The following is an 18,186-nucleotide window of genomic DNA, read 5'->3' as shown; positions in this document are numbered from 1 at the left end:
GGCTTCCCGCGGGAGGGCCTCGAGACTGCCACCAGGGGGCCGATCGGCCTCTTCGAAGGCGGGGGACTTTCGTCCCTGATGCTCTTGGAACACGACAGTATTGACTGACCACCGGAGGCGAATCCGGGGAGGTGCCATGTCGTCCGACGTGGGTAGCGCGCTGACGCCCGCCGAGGAGCGGGCTCTGGTGGTGGAACTGGCCGGCCTTGTGGTCGGTGACGTCAAACCCGCCGAGCTGGAGGTTTTCGACGACACGGTCGAGGAGTACTTCGAGGACACGGAGACGGCGCTGCGGACCTCCGGGCGGGACGAAAGCCTGGGCTTCGGGTTCGAGGGTCTGCTGCTGGCCCCGTACGTGTTGGCGGTCGCGGGGCCGGTCATCCGCTATCTCGCCGGGGTGGTGTCCGAGGCGGCGCAAGCCGAGGTCCGCCCTCGCCTGGTCGCCCTGCTGCGACGTCTGTTCCGCACCGTCGCGCCGCCATCCGACGACGCGCCGGTCACCCTGTCCCCGGGACAGATCCAGCACGTGCGGGACCTGGTGGTGCGGACCGCCGGCGACATCCAACTGGACGAGACCCGCACCCGGCTGCTCGCCGACGCCGTCGCCGGGCAATTGATCGCCACTGGGTGAGCAACGATGGCGGAGGCCGATGCCGGCGCCGGGCGCGCGATTTCGCGTCCTCGCCCTCACGTGCTGGCCCTGCCGGCCGCCGGCATCGCGCGGTTCGCCCTGCTGGCGGTGGCGCTGCTGGTCGCCGGCGCGTTCAGCGGGACCTGGTTTCACCTGCTGGTCGGCGGTGAACGGTACGAGGCGAACGTGGTGGCCTGCCAGGCCGACGCCCGCACGGCTACCCGGGACCTGCCCGGCCCGCTGGCCGCGATCGCCCGGGTCGCCCGGGAGGACTGGTGCCAGGCCGGTGAGGAACGCCGCCGGGCCGCGTTCATGCTCGGCGGGGTCCTCCTCACCGCGGCCGGCGCCGCCGTGATCGTGCTGGCCGGCCCAGCGGTGCGCGAGCGGCGGCGCCGGCTACGGCCAGCAAACCCGGCGAGCCCGGCCGCCCGGTACGCGGCCCGGCTCGCCGCCGAGATGGGACTGCGGCGGCCGCCTCGGGTGCGGATCGGACGCCTGGACCAGAAGGACGCGTATTCGTACGGCCGGCCCGGTGCCTACCGGATCGCCCTGCCGAAGGCCCTGCTGGTCGCCCGCGTCGAGAATCCGGCCGTGTTCGACGCGGTACTGCGGCACGAACTGGCCCATCTGCGCCACGGCGATGTGGCGTGGTCGCGGCTGGCCACCTCCATCTGGTATCTGCTGGCGCCGATGATGACGGCCCCGGTCGTGGTGGCGCTGGCCGGCCCTGGCCGGTCTCTGCTACCGGAGTACCTGTGGCGGGCCGCCGCGCTGGCGGTGGCGGTGGAAATGGTGGTCGCGGCGACGCTGCGCGATCGTGAGTTCGACGCCGATCTTTCCGCGGCTGGCCGCGACCGGGTCGAAGCGGTGGCCTCCGCCCTCGGCTCCGCCCCGCACACCGGGGGCAGGTGGCACGTGCGGGGACCGCTGGCCCGGCACCCCGTGAGGGAACGGAGGCTTGCCGTGTTGCGCCACCCGGAGCTGGCGACCAGGGTGACGTTCGCCGATGGGATGATGGCCGGGTTCCTCGCCGCCACGGCAGGGCCACTGCTGGTGGAGCTGGTCTTCACGGGCCTGGCCGGTTCCGGGCGGCAATCGTGGGCGTACGTCGCCGCGGCCCTCGCCGCAGGCCTGCTCCTCGGGGCGGTTGCCGGCCTGGCCCTGCTCCGTGCGGCGGTCGTCGGACGTGCGGCCGGCATCCGGTTTCCGGTCGCGCGGGTGGCCCTCGGCGTCGGGATCGGCGTGCCGCTGGGCCAGGTGGTCAGCCTGGCCGGTGCGGGAACGGGCCGGTTGGCGGGGCTCGACGATCCGCTGTGGCTGCTCGCCACGGCTGGTTTCGCGGTGGGCGCGACCGTACTGTGCGCGGCGACGGCGACGCTGCTCGCTGACGCGGCCGGCCGTGCCGGTACCTCGCGGGCGGTCTGGCTGCCCGCCGTGGCGTTCGGGACGGCCGCGTACACGGCCGCGATGTGGATTTCCGAGCGGGTGGAATTCGTCGGCGACAGGCTGGGCGGCGAAGGGTTGCTGGTCTGGGCCGTGACCGCATTGAACGCGCCGCTGGTGATCGTGGCGGCGACGGTGATGACGGTGATCGTGGCAGGTGCCGCCGTCGCGGGTGGATCGGCACGCGGCCCGGCCTGGCTGACTCCGGGATCACCGACGGCGGATCCGCCCGGCCGGCGGTGGTCCCCGCCGCGGACGTACGCGGTTGCCGCGCTGGCAGCCGGCGCGGCGTCCGGGGTGGCTGCCGGCCTTGTCATGATCGTCAATCGCCTTCTCCGAGGCGCCGCCGCCGATGTCGCGGAGCAGGTGACCCGCTACTACACGGCGGTGTGGATCGCCGCGGCCGCCGCGGTCACGGTCATGCTGGTGCTGTGCGCGATGGCGCCGGAACGAGGGGCCGCCCTTGCCGCCCTCGGTGGACCCGTCGCGGCCGGTGGCGCGTTGCTCGCCCTCGCCGGGATCAGCACCGTCCAGGGTCTGCCGCCCGGGCCGGACGCTCTGGCCCACTTCGGCAAGCTGAGTTTGCCTCTCGCCGCCGTGCTCGCCATGCTCGCCGCCACCTCCGCCGTGGCCCTTCCTGCCGCGTGGCGGGCGCGCTCGCCACGCGCAGCTCTGGCGGGCGGCGGACATCGCGATCCGGTACGGGCGGGCCGAGCCGCCGTGGTGGCCGCGGCATCGACCGTCCTGATCGCCGGAACGATCGCGGCACGGCCGGCGGAGCTGATCCCGCCGGTGCTGCTCACGGCGCAGGCGGATCAGGGTCCGCCGACCGATGCCGGCACCACCGCTGTTCATCCTTTCCGACAGGCGGGAGTATCGCCATGACCTCATCCTTCGAAACGAAGCGGCTCCCCTCCGAGGCCGATGTGGTCGCCCCGGATGGATCCGACGTCCGCATCCTGCTCCGGTTGCCGGCCGGCAGCCTGGCTCACTTCTCGCTGCCGCCGAGGGGCACCTCCGTGGCTACCAAGCATCGGACGATCTCCGAGATCTGGTACTTCCTGTCCGGGGCCGGGCTCATGTGGCGGCGCCACGGCGATCACGACAGGACTGTCGACGTGCAGGCCGGAACCGCACTCACGATTCCGGTGGGTACGGAGTTCCAGTTCCGATCGACCAGCGACGAGCCGCTCGTCGCGGTGGGAATCACCATGCCGCCCTGGCCGGGCTCCGGCGAGGCCGAGGTCATATCCGGTCCCTGGCCGGCGACCGTGGACGGAGGTCCGATATAGGGCGTCGCCCGACGATCTTGCGCACGGTCCCGGCGGGGCCCTGGTCAACCAGACGGCAGGCGGAGCGTGACGGTGACCCCACCGGCGGCCGGGGAGTCGATGCCGACGCTGCCGCCGTGCGCGGCGATCAGTTCCCGGACCACGGCCAACCCGATGCCGGAACCGGCGACCCGCGCGGCGTTTCGCCCCCGCCACAGCCGCTCGAAGGCGTGCGGCAACTCCTCGGCCGGGATGCCCGGGCCGGTGTCGGCGACCTCGACCACCGCGGTGCCCGCCTCCACCCGGGTCTCGAGGCGGACGCGGTCACCCGGCCGGCAGTAGCGGGCGGCGTTGGCGAGAAGGTTGGCCACCGCCTGGTGCAGCCGGTCGGGATCGCCGCGGACCGGCGCCGGGGTGTCCAGCCGCGCGGTGACGGTGAGCCCGGCGGCGTCCAGCCGGGGGCGCTGGGCGGCGAGCGCGGCCCTGGCGACCTGGGCCAGGTCGGTGTCGACCGGGTGCAGTGCGAGCGCGGCCGACTCGGCGGCGGACAGATCGGCGAGGTCCTGCACGATCCGGCCGAGCCGCAGCGCTTGGTCGTGCAGCGTGGCCAGCCGGGCCGGGTCGGCCGCGCGCAGCCCGTCCCGTAACTCCTCCAGCCCGGCCTGCAGCCCGGCGAGCGGGGTGCGCAGCTCGTGCGCCACGTCGGCGGCCAGCCGGCGGCGCACGGTCTCGGCCCGGACCACCTCGTCGGCCATCGTGTCGAACGTGCGGGCCACCTCACCCAGCTCACCCGGGGCAGCCAGCCGGACCCGGGCGCTGTGCTCACCCGCGGCGAACCGGCGGGCTGTCGCGGCCAGGAGCACCAGCGGCCGGGTCAGCCGGCGGGTCACGTAACCGCTGACGAGCACCGCGGTGAGCAGCGCGGCTGCCGCCGCTCCGGCGATCCAGGACCAGGCGACGGTACGCCCACCCGTCCCGCCCGCCGGGAAGGCCAGCCGGACGGCTCCGACGCCCGTGCCGTCCACCATCACCGGCGCCTCGACCGCGGCACCGGGGTGCATCCGTCCCATGGCCGCCCCCATGCCGCCGCCCCCGGCGCCGACGACGAACAACCGGGCTCCTGCCGCGGCGGCCACCGCCGAGGCCGCGGAGAGGTCAGCTCGCTCCCAGCCGCCCGATCGCGCGTACGCCTCGGCCGCCACCACCGCGACCCGATCCGCGACCTGTTGCCGGTGGCGCTGTTCGGCGCTGGCCAGGCCCCGGTCGGTGGCGACCAGCGCGGCCACCGTGAGCACCGCCACCGAGGAGAGCGCCACCAGCAGGAACGCGGCCAGCAGCCGCCGGGCGAGCGGGCCGGTCGGCACCACGTGGTCACCGGTCACGGGGCCACCCCAGCCGGTAGCCGACCCCCAGCACGGTCGCCACCATCTCCGCACCGCCCGGGCCCAGCTTGCGCCGCAGGTTCTTCACGTGTGAGTCGACGGTCCGCTCGTAGCCGGGGAACTCGTACCCGCGCACCTGGTTGATCAGCTCGTACCGCGAGTACACCCGGCCCGGCGTCGCGGCGAGCGCGGTGAGCAGTCCCCACTCGGTGGGCGTCAACTCCAGTGGCACGCCGTCGAGCACCGCCTCGTGCCGGGCCTCATCCAGTCGCAGCCGCCCGCCGCCGAACGTGACCGCGCCGGACTCCGCCGGACCGGACCGGGCCCGGTGCAGCACCGCCTCGATCCGCAGCACCAGCTCGGTCGGGGAGAACGGCTTGGTCACGTAGTCGTCGGCGCCGCGCCGCAAACCCTCGATCCGGTCGTCGACACCGCTGCGCGCGGTCAGCACCACCACCGGCACGTCCCGGCCGTCCCGGGCGGCGGCCAGCACCTCGCGGCCGTCCACGTCGGGCAGGCCGAGATCGAGCACGACCAGGTCCACGCCGCCGGTGGTGAGCAGCCCGATCGCTTCGGCGCCGGAACCGGTGGTGTGCACCGGGTGCCCGGCCCGCTGCAGGTAGCGGCGGACCAGTTCGCGCAACTCGCGGTCGTCCTCGACGACCAGGACGGTAGCCGGCACATCGTCACCGTCGCGCATCGGCGCGTGCCGGTCCAGGGCCGGCCGGCCCTTCTCCACGCGGTCTGCACACCGGCTCCACCCTGCTGCCACGCCGGCGGCGCACGGTGAGGGGGTAGTGAAGGAGGAGTCATGAAGAGCATCACTCGACGGACCGCCACCGTGCTGGTGGCCGGCGCGCTGGGCCTCGGTGGGCTGGCGGTCGCCGCTCCCGCGCTGGCCGGCGCCGGCCCGTTCGCGGGACCGGCACCGACGAGCACGGCCGGCCCCGGCATGGGGTTCGGCGGCGGCATGGGGTTCGGCGGCATGGGCTCCGGTGGCGGGATGGGCTTCGGCGCCGGCGGCTGCGTGGGTGCCAACACCGTGGCGCAGGGCACGCTCACCCCGGCGCAGAAGGACATGCTGGCGTCGATGGCGCAGGAGGAGAAACTTGCCCACGATCTGTACGCGGCCTTCGCCGCCCGCTACGACGCGGTGGTCTTCGACCGGGTCGGTGCGGCCGAGACACAGCATCTGGCCGTGGTCCGGACCCTGGCGCAGCGGTACGACGTGAGCGATCCGACCGCGAACCAGCCGGCCGGTACGTTCACCGACAGCGCCGTCCAGGCCAGCTACGACGAACTGCTCAAGCGGGGTGAGGCGAACCTCGCGGCAGCGCTGGCCGCTGCCCAGCAGGTCGAGCGGGACGACATCGCCGCCCTGACCGCCGCTCTCGGCGGCCTGACCGCCCCGGACGTCCAGCGGGCCTACACGCATCTGCTGATGGCCTCGCAGATGCACCTGGCCGCCTTTACCCGGTGATCCGGGTCCGTCGACCCTGGCCGTCCGGTCGGCCACGGCCGACGGTGGAAGGAGTGGGACCAGGGAGGAACGCCATGCGGTGGTGGACCCGGCGCCGCGAACAGCTGCTGTTCGCCGCGACCACGATCTTGTTGCTGGCCGGCCTGGCGCTGGCCGCGGCCGGCGCCGGAGCCCCGGCTGACCTCGCGTGGACGACGGCTGCGGTGCTCGGTCTGACCTACTCGACGGTCACCCTGATCGCCGCGGCCCGCCGGCGCGAGCCGAGCGTCGACGTGATCGCCTGGCTGGCCCTGGCCGGCGCGTTGTGGGTGGGGGAGGCGCTGGCCGCCGCGGTGATCGCGGTCATGCTCGCCACCGGCGTGCTGTTGGAGGCGCGCGCCGAAGCCCGCGCCCGCCGGGAACTGAGCGCCCTGGTGGCCCGGGCGCCGCGGACCGCCCGCCGGGACACCGGCGCCGGACCGGTCGAGGTGCCGGTGGCCGAGGTGACCGTCGGAGACCGGCTGCTGGTCGGCGCCGGTGAGATCGTCCCGGTGGACGGGCGACTGCTGGGCCCGGCGGTGCTGGACGAGTCGGCGCTCACCGGGGAGCCGCTCCCGGTGGAGCGCCGGGCCGGAGAGGACGTGCGCAGCGGCGTGGTCAACGCCGGCCAGGTGTTCCGGCTGACCGCCACCACGACCGCGGAGGCCTCCACGTACGCCGGGGTGCTTCGCCTGGTGGATCAGGCACAGGCACAGAGCGCACCGTTCGTACGGATGGCCGATCGGTTTGCGGTGATCTTCGTGCCGGTGACCCTGGCGCTGGCCGGTCTGGCCTGGATCCTGGCCGCCGATCCGGTGCGCGCGGTGGCGGTGCTGGTGGTGGCCACGCCGTGCCCGCTGCTGCTGGCCGCGCCGATCGCGATCATCTCGGGGATCTCCCGGGCCGCGCGTGCGGGCGTCGTGGTCAAGGGCGGCGGCGCGCTGGAACAGCTGGCCGCCGGCCGGGTGCTGCTGTTCGACAAGACCGGGACGCTGACCGCCGGCCGGCCGGTGCTGTCGGACGTGGTCACCCCGGTGACCGGGCCGATATCCGCCACCGGGGTGCTGCGCCTGGCAGCGAGCGTGGACCAGAGCTCGGCGCACGTGCTCGCCGGCGCGATCGTGACCGCCGCCCACGACCGCGGGCTGCGGCTGAGCACGCCGGAGCGGGTCGAGGAGCGGCACGGGCACGGGATCGCCGGGTTGGTCGACGGCCACCGGGTCCACCTGGGCAAGGCGGCCGCCGTGGTGCCCGGTCCGCTGCCGGCCTGGATCCGGCAGGCCCGCCGCCGCGCGCTGCTGGACGGTTCGCTGACGGTGTTCGTGGCGGTCGACGACGTGCCCGCCGGAGTGCTGCTGCTGGAAGACCCGATCCGGCCGCAGGCGCCGCGGATGGTGCGGGCGCTGCGCGGGGCCGGGATCGGCCGGGTGGTGCTGGTGACCGGCGACCGTGCCGACACCGCGGAGACGGTGGGCCGCATCGTCGGCGTCGACGCGGTCCGGGCCGACTGCGATCCGGCCGGCAAACTGGCCGTGGTCCGGGCCGAACAGGACCGGGCACCGACGATCATGGTGGGGGACGGGATCAACGACGCGCCCGCGCTGGCCGCGGCGAGTGTGGGTGTCGCTCTCGCCGCGCGTGGCGCCACCGCGTCGGCGGAGGCGGCCGACGTGGTGCTCACCGTGGACCGGATCGGCGCGCTGGCCGACGCCATCCTGATCGCCCGGCGCAGCCGCCGGGTCGCCGGATGGGCGGTCGGGATCGGCATGGGACTGTCAGCGGTGGCGATGCTGGTGGCGGCGGCCGGCTACCTGCCGCCGGTGGCCGGAGCGGTGCTGCAGGAGGGCATCGACGTGGCCGCCATCGCGATCGCGCTGACCGCGCTGATCCCGGGCCGGCCACACGCCGCGGTGATCAGGCCGGCCGACATCGCTACGGCTCAGCGGTTGTACACCGAGCACCAGGAGATCCGGCCGCTGGTGGAGCGGGTGCGCACCGTCGCAGACGCGCTCGACCAGCCGCCGTACGACCTGGGCCCGGTGCGGACGTTGCTGGACGACCTGGAGGTGCGGTTGCTGGCGCACGAGCGCGCCGAGGAGGCCGAACTGCTGCCGATCATGGCTCGGGCACTGGGCGGCACCGAGGCGACCAGCGGGCTGAGCCGCACCCACGCGGAGATCGAGCACCAGGTCAGCCGGTTGCGCCGAACGGTGGACGACCCGATCCCGGAGGACGTCACCGACATCAGGCGGCAGCTCTACGGGCTGTACGCGATCTTGCGGCTGCACAACGCGCAGGAGGAGGAGGGCGTGTTCAGCCGTCTCTGATCATGCGGGCGACTATCCTGCGGGGACCACGGCGGCGGAGTGAGCGATGGAGATCTGGATCAACCCGGACTGCTCGAAGTGCCGCTCGGCACTGTCGATCCTCGACGCTGAGCGGGCCCAGTACACGGTGCGCCACTATCTGGAGCAGCCGCCCACCGTCGCCGAGCTGCGGGAGGTGCTGGGCCGCCTCGGACTGGAGCCGTGGCACATCGTCCGGCCCGGCGAGCCGATCGCGGCCGAACTCGGCATCGCGGACTGGCCGCACGACGAAGCCGGCCGGGATCGGTGGCTCGCGGCGATGGCCGCGCATCCCGCCCTCATCCAGCGTCCGATCATCACGGCCGAGGACGGCACGGCGACGGTGGCCCGCACCCCGGATGCGGTTCGCGAGGCGCTGTCCCGCCCGGCTTTAGACCGACGAACGCACTGACGAGACCGTCGCCGGCTGGACCGCGCAGGTAGGGGACCGAGCGGCCGGTACGCCGCCCTGTCGCCCGTTCCGTCGCTTGCCGGCGGTCCGCGGCGCATGCCGGATGACGGGACCTTCGGCCTGCGCACATTCCGGCCCACGCTGGCAGAGTCGAAGGAGAGACGACTGTCGAGAGGTGCGGCTGCCGGAGGAACGGGAGGGCACGAGATGGCATCGTTGTCACGTCCTCCGCGGGTACCCGCTGCCGATCCGGCATGGCGTTCGCTCTACCGTGCTGGAGCAGTCTCGGCGGGACTGGCGGTCGTCTCCTACCTCGTGGCGCTGGTCATCTTCGCCGGTGCCGGTGCCCCGCCCACCTCGGGTGGGGCGGGCGTCCTGGAGTACGTCGAAGCGCACCGGACCATCTACATCGTGCGGCAGCTGCTCTGGACGGTGCCCAGCCTCTTCCTGCTGGTGGTCTTCCTCGCCCTCGCGGTGGCTCTGCGCTCCCGGAGCAGAAGCATCGCCGCCATCGCCGGCCTGATCGCGGTCACCTCGTGGGCGGTGTCGTTCGCCTGGCCGACGACCGGGGACGGCTCGCTGGCCATGGTGTTGCTCGCTGACCGGTACGCGGAAGCGAGCGCGGTGGCGGACCGGGCACCCTTCGTCGCCGGCGCGGAGGTCTTGATCGCGCTCAACGACGTGCCGGCCGTGATCGGGGTGCTGCAGACGCTCGGCATCTTGCTGATCTCGTTGGTGATGCTGGACGGGCCGTTCGCTACGGGCGTCGCGTGGCTTGGCGTGGCCACCGGCGCGATCGGAGTGATCGCCGAGGTGCTCCGGCCGATACTCGGGGCGGCCTACGCCGTCTACGGTGTACTGCTGTTCGTCTGGTTGATCTGGGTCGGGGTGGCACTCTGGCGGCATTCGTCCGCCGTCAGCCCGGCGACCTGACCGGCGGCGATGCTTTCCCGAGGGCGGATGTGGCCGACCTGTCTGACCGCGGCGCCGACGCCGGGCGCGGGCGGGCGCCGGTGACAGCGGCCGCCCGGTCCGGTGAACTAGGTTCCGTAGGGTCAGTCGGTCCGGATGGTGCGGGGAACGCCGCCGGTGGCCGAGAGGATCAGGCGCGCGATCTTGTGTCCGACATCGGCGGTCGGGTCGAACATGCAGGGGCAACCGCCGTCGATGACCGTCACGCCGTGCTGGCGGCCGTACTCGGTCGCCGACGCGGACACACTGCCGGCGCCCGGGCCGCGGTGCATCCATACGTACCGGATGCCGAGGTCGACGCACTCGCGCATGGTGGCGTCGGCCAGCTCCGGCCGGGTCCCGATCACGACCGCCTCGATCTCCTCGGGAACCGAGGAGAGATCCGGGTAACAACGGTCGCCCTCGACCTGGTCGGCGTTCGGATTGATCGCGAAGACCTGGTAGCCGCGGTCGCGCAGCCGCTGGTACACGACGTTGCTGCCATGCCCCTTCGGCGTGCGGGACACGCCGGTGACCGCGACGCGCTTCCTGGCGAGGAACTCGGACGCGGCGTCCTTCATGGTGCTCATCGCTGCCTCCTCACGGTGGCGCAGTCTCGTAGGACTCGCTTGTCGCCTCAACCTGCGCCGCACGGCGAGCCGGTGGCCAGAGTCGAACGTCCCGATGCCGGAAGCGACGTCAGATGAACAGCAACGGGGCGCCATCGGTCTTCTCGATGAAGTCGGACGCGTTGATGATGTCCTCCACACCGTCGTAGAGGTCGTCGCGTGTCAGCCGCATCATGTCGGCGGACATCCGGCACGCCCAGAGGTGGCCGCCGGAGGCGACGATCTGATCGAGGAACTCCGGCACCTCGGGAACGCCGATCCCGGCGATCTGGTCCGATCCGGGCGGCGGCGACCGGCTCGGTGAACGTTGCGGACAGGGCGTGGCGTAGCTCGGATCGACCCGGTCGCGCAAGCCCCGGCGCCGCAGGAAGTCGTCGGCGTGGAAGGTGAACTCCAGGCGCCTCGACGACGGTGATCCGCCACGGGCGCATGCAGACAGGGGCGGTGTGGGTAGGGACCTCCGGCCTTATCGCAGGGCCTGGCCGAGCAGCAGACTGGGGAACGGGGGAGACGTCATGGACATCGAGTTCGCATTCGTCAACCTGCACAAACCGGCTGACGCCAACGTCATCCTGGGGCAGGCGCACTTCGTCAAGACCGTCGAGGATCTCTTCGAGGCACTTGCCGGCGCCGGACCGCACCTGCGGTTCGGCATAGCCTTCTGCGAGGCGTCCGGCGCCCGCCTGATCCGGCACACCGGCAACGATCCGGAGCTGGAGGCCGACGCCTGCCAGGCCGCGGAGCAGATCGCCGCCGGCCACAGCTTCGTGATCATGTTGCGCGGCGGGCACCCGGTGAACGTGCTCAACGCCGTCAAGGCGGTTCCGGAGGTGTGCACCATCTGGTGCGCCACGGCCAACCCGGTCGGTGTCGTCGTGGCAACGGCCCGCGGCCACCGCGGAGTCGCGGCCGTGCTGGACGGCAGCACGCCGGCCGGCATCGAGGGTGACGCTGACGCCGCCGAGCGCCACGCGCTGCTGCGGGACCTCGGCTACAAGCTCTGATGGCGGGAGGAAGCATGTCGGCCAGCGAGAGGACCCATCGCCACGAAGCGGTGCGCCAGTTCACCAAGCACGTGCTCAACCCGGCGATGCGCAAGGTCGCGGGGCGGCGGCACTGGTATGCGGCGGCGCTGCACCACATCGGCCGTACATCGGGTCGCGCCTACCTCACACCCGTGGTCGCCGAGCCGGTGCCGGGCGGATTCATCATCCCGATGCCCTACGGCACCGGTGTGGACTGGCTGGGAAACCTGCGCGCCGCCGGTCGGGGGACGATCGACCTGCACGGCCGGCGTTCCACCATCACCGGCTTTCAGGTGATCGGCCCGGACGTGGCGCTGCCCAGAGTCCGGCCCGCCCGGCGCCGGGTGTGGCGGCGGCTCAACGTCAAGGAGTTCCTGTACGCCGACGCCGTTCAGGACTCGTGAAGCACGCCGATGGCGCGGGTCGAGCGACCCGGCAGCGGCCGGCTGCCGGGTCGGCACGGTCAGGGGTGAAGCAGAGCCGCGACGCCCGCACAGCCGGCCAGCGCCTCGGCGGCCGGGCCGCCGACGATGGTGACCGCGCCGCCGGCCCGGTAGGTCTGCTCGATCAGTAGCTCGTCCAGCTCGGCCCCGGCGCCGTACCGGTCGGCCAGCCGGGCGGCGCCGTCGAGCAGCAGACGCCGGATCCGGCCCTGGGCCGCAGCCCGCAGGGTGTCCTCGGGTCCGGCGGTCGCCGCGCCACCGGCGTGCGCGATGTCCCGGGCCATCACGGCCAGCCTTAGATGCGTGTGCTGGCGGGCGGCCCGCAGGTCGGTCGCCACCAGGGCGGCGATCCGCGGCGCCGGCAGCGCGGCGGCAGCCACGTGGTGTGCCCTGACCACCTCGGTGTGCGGCAGATCCGGCAGCCGCGCGGCGAAGGCCGTGACCAGCTCGGTGTCGCCGGTCACCAGCAAGTGCTCCCAGTCCGGGCGGGCGCCGAACCCGGCCAGTCCGGACCCGCAGCCGGTGAGGAACCGTTCCAGATGGGCAGTCGCCCGATGTTCATGCCGATCGCGTTGACTGCCGCTGCGGCGGTTCGGCGTGCGGGACCGGGTGCCGGGCCGGTATTCGGCGGCCCCGACCAGCTCCGCCCAGCCGAGCCGGCAGTCCACCACGCGCAGACCGTGCCCGCCCACCGCGACGATCCCGGCCGGAGCCGCCGCGCTGTACGCCACGGCAAGCGGACGCAGATATGCCGACCCGGCGAGCCGGACTGTGTCCGTCAGCGCCGACTGAACCCGCAGCAGGCGCACCGCTCCGCCGTCCACCGTCGCGAACAGCGCCCGGCCCCGCCCCGCGACGCCGGCGTCCAGGAGGGTTTTCAACTCCGGCTCGATCGCCTCGAGCCGGTTCCGCACCGGGCCAGTGGCATGCCGGCCCAGGTCGGCCAGCAGACGCGGGATGGTCACCTGCCAGGGTGCCGGGACGGCGTTCTCCGCCTGGGGATCGACGGTGGCATACACCGAGAGGACCCCGGACGGATCGTGCAGGCGAGCGAGATCGTGCAGGTCCTCTGCGCGGATCACGGACATCATGTCACCTCCGCTGAGACACCTTCCAGGCTAGGAGGCCGCCCGGTTACCACGGACAGGGTCGGAAGTCCCGCGTTCCGGCCGAGCCGGGACACCCGGCAGAGCGACCGGAGACAGCCGGCGCAGTGTGGCGTCCGGTTCGGCACCGGTCTCGGCGAGCCGGATCCGCGCGTCGCCGATCAGCAGCCCGTCCGGGCCGGCGAAGACCGGCGCGAGGTCGAGCTCGGCGATCTCCGGATGATCCTCGGCCAGGCGGCCCAGTCGCAGCAGCAGATCCTCCAGATCGGCCGGCTCGAACCGTGGCGGCTTCCGCAGCCCGCCGGACAGCGACCCGGCGGGCAGGTCCCGCCACATCCGGCCGGCGTCGAGATCGGTGAGCGGCACCAGACGTACCGTGTGGGCGGTCCACCCGCCGGACAGCCCGAGTCGTACCAGAGAACCGAACAGCGAATCGTGCCGGATCCCCGCGGTCAGCTCGACCGGTGCCGTGATCTGACGCTGGAGCAGGACACCGGCCGGCCCGGGACTGTCCGCGACCACCGCGTCGAAAGCATCCCGCACCGCGGCGGCGCTGCTCAGGTCGCGCCGCACCACCGGTCCGCGCGCCGTGGCCGGGGCGGCGGACCGGAGCACCACCGGGAAGCCGAGGCGCTCGGCGATCGCGACCGCGTCCACTCCGGTCCGGGCCGCGGACATCGGCATGATGGAGATGCCGTACGCCCGCAGCACCGCCGCGACCCGGATCCGCGGCAGCCAGCCGGGACCGGTGGCCAGCGCCTGCCCGATCAGAGCCTGCGCCCGCGCCGGCTGGATCCCGGGCAGCTCGGGCCGCCGGCCCAACGGCTGTCGCTGCCATCGCGCGTACCGATGAGCGTGCGCCAGTGCCCGGATCGCCGTCTCCGGCTGCGGGAAGACCGGCGCGCCTCGCGCCCCGAACCGCTGGATGTCGTCGTTGCTGCCGGTCAGCACGGCCGCGATGGTGACGTCGGGATGGTTGTCGACCACCTCGGCGAGCGCGGCCATCGTCCCCACCGAGCAGTTGGCCCGGGTACCGACGATCATGAGAAGCAGGATGTCGGCCTCGCCGCTGTTCGCGATGGTCTCGGCGGCCGCCGCGATCGTCGCCGGGGTGGCCTCGATGCCGAGGTCCACCGGGTTGTCCCGGCCACGCGGCAGCTGGCGGCGGGTGTCGCGGCTCAACGAGACCAGGGTGAATCCGCCGGCCACGGCGTGGTCCGCGGCCAGCGCGGTCAGTCCGCCGCCGTTGCCGACGATCGCCATCCGGGCCCCGGCCGGGGCCGGCTGATCGATCAACATGCGCGCGCTGTCCAGCATCTCGTCGATGCCGGTGACCCGGATGACGCCCGCCTGAGTGAACAGGGCGTCCATCAGGTCCGGCGAGGCCGCCCCGGCGTGCCGGGTGGCAAGCGATCGCCCACTCTCCAACGCCAGGACCGGCTTACGACGCCCGAGCGCCCGGACGGTGCGGGCGAACCGGCGCGGGTTGCCGAAGGACTCCAGGTACAGCGCGACCGCCTTGGTGGCCGGGTCGTCGTACCAATAAGCGATCAGGTCATTGCCGCTGACGTCGAGCTTCTCGCCCAGCGACACGAAACTGGAGACGCCGCAGCCGGTGCGGGCGGCGTTCGCCAGCAGGGCGATGCCGACCGTCCCCGACTGCGAGGCGACCGCGAGCCCGCCACCGGGCGGGCGGATCGGCGAGAGGCAGGCGTTGAGCCGTAGCTGCGGCTCGGTGCCGAGCACCCCGATGCTGCTCGGGCCGACCAGCCGCATGCCGTGCTCACGGGCGATCCGCAGGACGTCGGCCCGGCGCTGCTTGCTGACCGGGCCGGACGCGCCGAACCCCTTGCTGAGCACGACCGCGGCCCGGACCCCGCGTTGACCGGCCTCCTTGAGAGCGCCGGCCACCAGCTCGGCACGCACCGCGATGACCGCCAGGTCGACTGCTTCCGGCAGGTCGCCGATGCTGCGATGGGAAGGGAGGCCGCAGACCGGCCGGCCGGTCGGGTTGATCGCGTACAGCCGGCCGGCGAAACCGTAGTCGCGCAGGGCTCGCAGCGTCTCGTGGCCCGCGGTGCCGTGTCGCTGCCCGGCGCCGATCACCGCCACCGAGCGGGGCGCCAGCAGCGGGCGCAGCGAAGCCTGCTCGGCCACCCGGTCCCGCGCGTCGACGGCCCGTTCGAAGGCGTGCTGATCGGTCAGATCGATGTTCAGGTCGATGTATCCGACCCGGGTCTGGGTGTGCGTGTGCTCGTGGAAATCGTGGACCATCCGCAGCACATCGGTGTTGCCGGGCAGCATCTCGCCGACGAAGTCGGTGATGCCGGCCAGCCGGGCTCGGGCGGCCAGGTGCTCCAGCAGCAGGGTGCCGATGCCCCGGCCGTGGTGGTCGTCGGCGACGAACGCCGCGATCTCCGCCATCCGGCTGTGCCGATCCAGCCGGACGCAGGCGGCGACCCCGATCAGCTCGCCCGCCTGCCACGCGACGACCGCCAGCCGGTCCCTGGTCTCCTGCCGGCACAGCGAGTCCAGCTCGGCGGCGATCGTCAGCCGCCCCGGCACGATGAAGAACCGCAACAGCAGGTTCTCCCGGGACGCGCCGGCATAGAGTCTGGCCAGCGCTCCGCGGTCGCCGGGCCGGACCGGCCGGATGGTGACGATGCCACCATCGGAGGCCAGCGCATCGGCGCCGTCGGGATCGCTGATGAGCGGTGTACTGGTCATCGTCATCACGGCCTTCGCGTCCGGACGCTCACTTTCAGCGTCGCGCCGGCGGTGGCCGCCGGCCAGGGCCACGGGTCCCATCCTGCCGGGTCGAGACGCCACAGGGAAGCGCGGGACTGTGCCGCGTCGTGCGGTCCCGACGCCGCAGGCCGATCGACTCTGTTCGTTGTCACGGCCGTGTGGTGACGCTGGAATGGCGAACCGTGAAAGGGGAGGTGGCGGTATGTCCGTCGTGCGGCTGGCACATCTCACCAAGGTCTTCCCGGGCAATTCCGTCGCTGTCGACGACGTCAGTCTCACCATCGGCGATGGTGAATTCCTCGTCCTCGTCGGGCCGTCCGGCTGCGGCAAGTCGACGATCCTGCGGATGATCGCCGGGCTGGAACAGACCAGCGGCGGGGATGTCTACATCGACGACCAGCAGGTGACCGACTGGGCGCCCAAGGATCGGGACATCGCCATGGTGTTCCAGAACTACGCGCTCTACCCGCACATGACCGTGCAGGACAACATGGCCTTCGCGCTGAAGCTGCGCCGGGTCGAGAAACCGCAGATCCGCTCGCAAGTCGAGGAGACCGCCCACCTGCTCGGCCTGGAGGACCTGCTCGACCGCCGGCCCAAGGCCCTCTCCGGCGGTCAGCGCCAGCGCGTCGCCATGGGCCGGGCCCTGGTCCGCAAACCGCGGGTCTTCCTGCTCGACGAGCCGCTGTCCAACCTCGACGCCAAACTGCGGGTGTCGATGCGCGCCGAGTTGGCCCGGCTGCACCAGCGCTACCGGATCACCACCGTCTACGTCACCCATGACCAGATCGAGGCGATGACGCTCGGCGATCGCATCGCGGTCCTGAACCGGGGGCGGCTGCAGCAGATCGGCCGGCCGGATGAGCTCTACCAGGCGCCGGCCAACCGCTTCGTCGCCGGCTTCATGGGCTCGCCCGCCATGAACTTCGCGACGGTGGGTCTGCGGGCCGCCGGCGGACGGGTCACGGTGCTGCTGGACGGCGTCGAGTGGGAGGTCCCGGACGCCATCGTCCGCTACCCGGACCTCACCGGATATCTCGGCTCGCCGGTAGTCATCGGGCTACGGCCGGCCGCGTTCTCACCGGCCCGCCCGGACGCCGCCGCGGTCGTCGAGGTGGTTCCGCTCGGGGTGGAGTCGCTGGGCGATGAGAAGCACGTGCTGTTCCGTGCGCCGCAGGGTGGCACTGCCGCAGCCACGGACGAGGACGGTGAGGTGCCGGTCGCCGTCGACGACTCCGCCGGTACTCAGCTGTGGACCGCCAAGGTCGGGCAGGCGGCTGACCTGGCGATCGGCCGCCCGATCCGGCTGGCGGTGGATCTCACCGCGGCGTACTTCTTCGACGCGAACAGCGGACGAGCCATTCCCCGGGTGGAGACGCGAGCGGAGGACGGGGCCATGGCGCCGGCTCAGGCAAGCACCTGAGCCGGGCGGACGACGGCGATCGGGCAGCCGGCCCGGTAGATCAGGTGCTGGCTGACCGAGCCGAGCAGCAATCCGGCGAAGCCGCCGTGCCCGCGGCTGCCGACCACGACCAGTTGCGCCTCATGCGACCAGTCGGTGAGCAGTTTCCGGGCCATCCCCTCCCGCACCTGCCGGCGGATGCGCAGGCCGGGGTGCTGCTCGACCAGCCCGGCGACCGCTTCGGCGAGCACCCGCCGATGCTCCTCCTCGCCGCTCCACGCCTCGTAACTCATCGGCAGGCCGGCGTTGAGCTCGGTGGCGTGCGCCGGCGTCCAGGCGTGCAGGACGACGAGTTCGGCGCCGCGACGGTCCGCCTCGTCGGCGGCGAACTCGCAAGCCGCCACCGAGCTGGGCGAGCCGTCCGCTCCGACGACCACCGGACCGTCCCCGGTCACACCGCGGACCAGCAGGACCGGACAGGAGGCGTGCAAGGCGGTGTGCGCGGCGACCGAGCCGAGCGTCATCCCGGCGAAGCCGCCGGTGCCCCGCGCGCCCAGCACCAGCAGGGCAGCCTCCTCGCTCAGCTGCAGCAACGCCCGGGCCGGTTGGCCGGTGATGGTGTGCAGGTCGCCGACGAGATCGGGAGCGGCCTTGGCCGCGTGCTGAGCGGCGTCCTGCAGGATCTCGGCGGAGCTGCGCCGTAGCGTCGCGTCGGCCGTCGCGGCCAGGCTCGGGGACAGCGCGACGCCGTTGGACGGCCACGGATACACGTGCACGATCTTCAGGGGACGGTGCCGCAGCACCGCCTCGGCAGCAGCCGCCTCGACGGCGTACAACGCCGAGGCGGACCCGTCGACCCCGACGACGACCGGCGCTCCGGTACGCATGGTCATGATGACT

16 protein-coding genes and 1 pseudogene are annotated in these 18,186 nt (G+C 73.1%); 10 read left to right on the top strand and 7 right to left on the bottom strand.

All coding sequences use genetic code 11. From position 1 onward, the window contains the following. The first annotated feature begins 136 nt into the window (after window positions 1-136). Genes BJY16_RS31180 through BJY16_RS31170 form a run of 3 tightly spaced genes read left to right on the top strand, consistent with a single transcriptional unit; the run spans window position 137 to window position 3,366 of the window. Window positions 137-631 carry a hypothetical protein gene (locus tag BJY16_RS31180; RefSeq protein WP_185043113.1) on the top strand — a complete coding sequence of 165 codons (495 nt, stop codon included), beginning with the start codon at window positions 137-139 and terminating at the stop codon, window positions 629-631. A 6-nt stretch (window positions 632-637) separates the two neighbouring features. Beyond that, a complete protein-coding gene (locus BJY16_RS31175; RefSeq protein ID WP_185043112.1) occupies window positions 638-2,959 on the top strand; it encodes a M48 family metalloprotease in 2,322 nt (773 codons plus the stop codon). After that, window positions 2,956-3,366, top strand: coding sequence for a cupin domain-containing protein (locus tag BJY16_RS31170; protein ID WP_185043111.1), 411 nt, complete (start codon window positions 2,956-2,958; stop codon window positions 3,364-3,366). The genes BJY16_RS31175 and BJY16_RS31170 overlap by 4 nt, the downstream gene beginning before the upstream one ends. Window positions 3,367-3,410: 44 nt before the next feature. Here the strand turns inward: BJY16_RS31170 and BJY16_RS31165 are convergent, their stop codons facing one another. Together BJY16_RS31165 and BJY16_RS31160 are read right to left on the bottom strand one after the other, a co-directional pair. Then, complete coding sequence (locus tag BJY16_RS31165; RefSeq protein ID WP_185043110.1) at window positions 3,411-4,727, bottom strand: HAMP domain-containing sensor histidine kinase; 1,317 nt, start codon at window positions 4,725-4,727, stop codon at window positions 3,411-3,413. Continuing rightward, a complete protein-coding gene (locus tag BJY16_RS31160; RefSeq protein WP_239177267.1) occupies window positions 4,717-5,466 on the bottom strand; it encodes a response regulator transcription factor in 750 nt (249 codons plus the stop codon). Before BJY16_RS31160 ends, BJY16_RS31165 begins: the two co-directional genes overlap by 11 nt. Window positions 5,467-5,538: 72 nt before the next feature. Here BJY16_RS31160 and BJY16_RS31155 point away from each other — a divergent pair, with 72 nt between their 5' ends. The 4 genes from BJY16_RS31155 (at window position 5,539) to BJY16_RS31140 (ending at window position 9,915) form a co-directional block, all read left to right on the top strand. After that, entirely contained in the window at window positions 5,539-6,207 is a 669-nt protein-coding gene (locus BJY16_RS31155) for a DUF2202 domain-containing protein (protein ID WP_185043109.1), read from the top strand. Window positions 6,208-6,281: 74 nt separating this feature from the next. Then, window positions 6,282-8,552 (top strand): heavy metal translocating P-type ATPase, encoded by a 2,271-nt coding sequence (locus tag BJY16_RS31150; protein WP_185043108.1) that lies wholly within the window; start codon window positions 6,282-6,284, stop codon window positions 8,550-8,552. 46 nt (window positions 8,553-8,598) lie between these two features. Further along, complete coding sequence (locus BJY16_RS31145; RefSeq protein ID WP_185043107.1) at window positions 8,599-8,982, top strand: ArsC/Spx/MgsR family protein; 384 nt, start codon at window positions 8,599-8,601, stop codon at window positions 8,980-8,982. A gap of 315 nt (window positions 8,983-9,297) precedes the next feature. Further along, window positions 9,298-9,915 carry a hypothetical protein gene (locus BJY16_RS31140; RefSeq protein WP_185043106.1) on the top strand — a complete coding sequence of 206 codons (618 nt, stop codon included), beginning with the start codon at window positions 9,298-9,300 and terminating at the stop codon, window positions 9,913-9,915. A 122-nt stretch (window positions 9,916-10,037) separates the two neighbouring features. Here the strand turns inward: BJY16_RS31140 and BJY16_RS31135 are convergent, their stop codons facing one another. Continuing rightward, entirely contained in the window at window positions 10,038-10,523 is a 486-nt protein-coding gene (locus tag BJY16_RS31135; protein WP_185043105.1) for a CoA-binding protein, read from the bottom strand. Window positions 10,524-10,632: 109 nt separating this feature from the next. After that, window positions 10,633-10,833 (bottom strand): annotated as a pseudogene (locus BJY16_RS31130) (DsrE/DsrF/DrsH-like family protein); the annotation flags it as partial. Between the two features lie 244 nt (window positions 10,834-11,077). Between BJY16_RS31130 and BJY16_RS31125 the strand changes: the two are divergent. Together BJY16_RS31125 and BJY16_RS31120 are read left to right on the top strand one after the other, a co-directional pair. Next, on the top strand, window positions 11,078-11,566 hold the full coding sequence (locus BJY16_RS31125) for an adenosine-specific kinase (protein WP_185043104.1): 489 nt from the start codon (window positions 11,078-11,080) through the stop codon (window positions 11,564-11,566). Between the two features lie 14 nt (window positions 11,567-11,580). After that, the gene (locus tag BJY16_RS31120; RefSeq protein WP_185043103.1) at window positions 11,581-11,991 is read left to right on the top strand and encodes a PNPOx family protein; all 411 of its coding nucleotides are present in this window, start codon (window positions 11,581-11,583) and stop codon (window positions 11,989-11,991) included. A 59-nt stretch (window positions 11,992-12,050) separates the two neighbouring features. On the opposite strand, the gene BJY16_RS31115 is transcribed toward BJY16_RS31120, so the two are convergent. After that, a complete protein-coding gene (locus BJY16_RS31115) occupies window positions 12,051-13,112 on the bottom strand; it encodes a baeRF10 domain-containing protein (RefSeq protein WP_185043102.1) in 1,062 nt (353 codons plus the stop codon). Between the two features lie 36 nt (window positions 13,113-13,148). Then, the gene (locus BJY16_RS31110) at window positions 13,149-15,863 is read right to left on the bottom strand and encodes a bifunctional acetate--CoA ligase family protein/GNAT family N-acetyltransferase (RefSeq protein WP_185043101.1); all 2,715 of its coding nucleotides are present in this window, start codon (window positions 15,861-15,863) and stop codon (window positions 13,149-13,151) included. Between the two features lie 223 nt (window positions 15,864-16,086). Between BJY16_RS31110 and BJY16_RS31105 the strand changes: the two genes are divergently transcribed. Beyond that, complete coding sequence (locus BJY16_RS31105; RefSeq protein WP_185043100.1) at window positions 16,087-17,307, top strand: ABC transporter ATP-binding protein; 1,221 nt, start codon at window positions 16,087-16,089, stop codon at window positions 17,305-17,307. Here the strand turns inward: BJY16_RS31105 and BJY16_RS31100 are convergent. Then, window positions 17,292-18,179: a universal stress protein gene (locus BJY16_RS31100; protein WP_203759013.1), complete on the bottom strand. Its 888-nt coding sequence runs from the start codon at window positions 18,177-18,179 to the stop codon at window positions 17,292-17,294. The genes BJY16_RS31105 and BJY16_RS31100 overlap by 16 nt on opposite strands. Window positions 18,180-18,186 lie beyond the last annotated feature (7 nt).

The sequence above is a fragment of the Actinoplanes octamycinicus genome, from assembly GCF_014205225.1.
Taxonomy (GTDB): Bacteria; Actinomycetota; Actinomycetes; order Mycobacteriales; family Micromonosporaceae; genus Actinoplanes; species Actinoplanes octamycinicus.
Note: the sequence above shows the minus strand (reverse complement) of the source record. Positions and strands in the feature narration are given on the sequence as shown.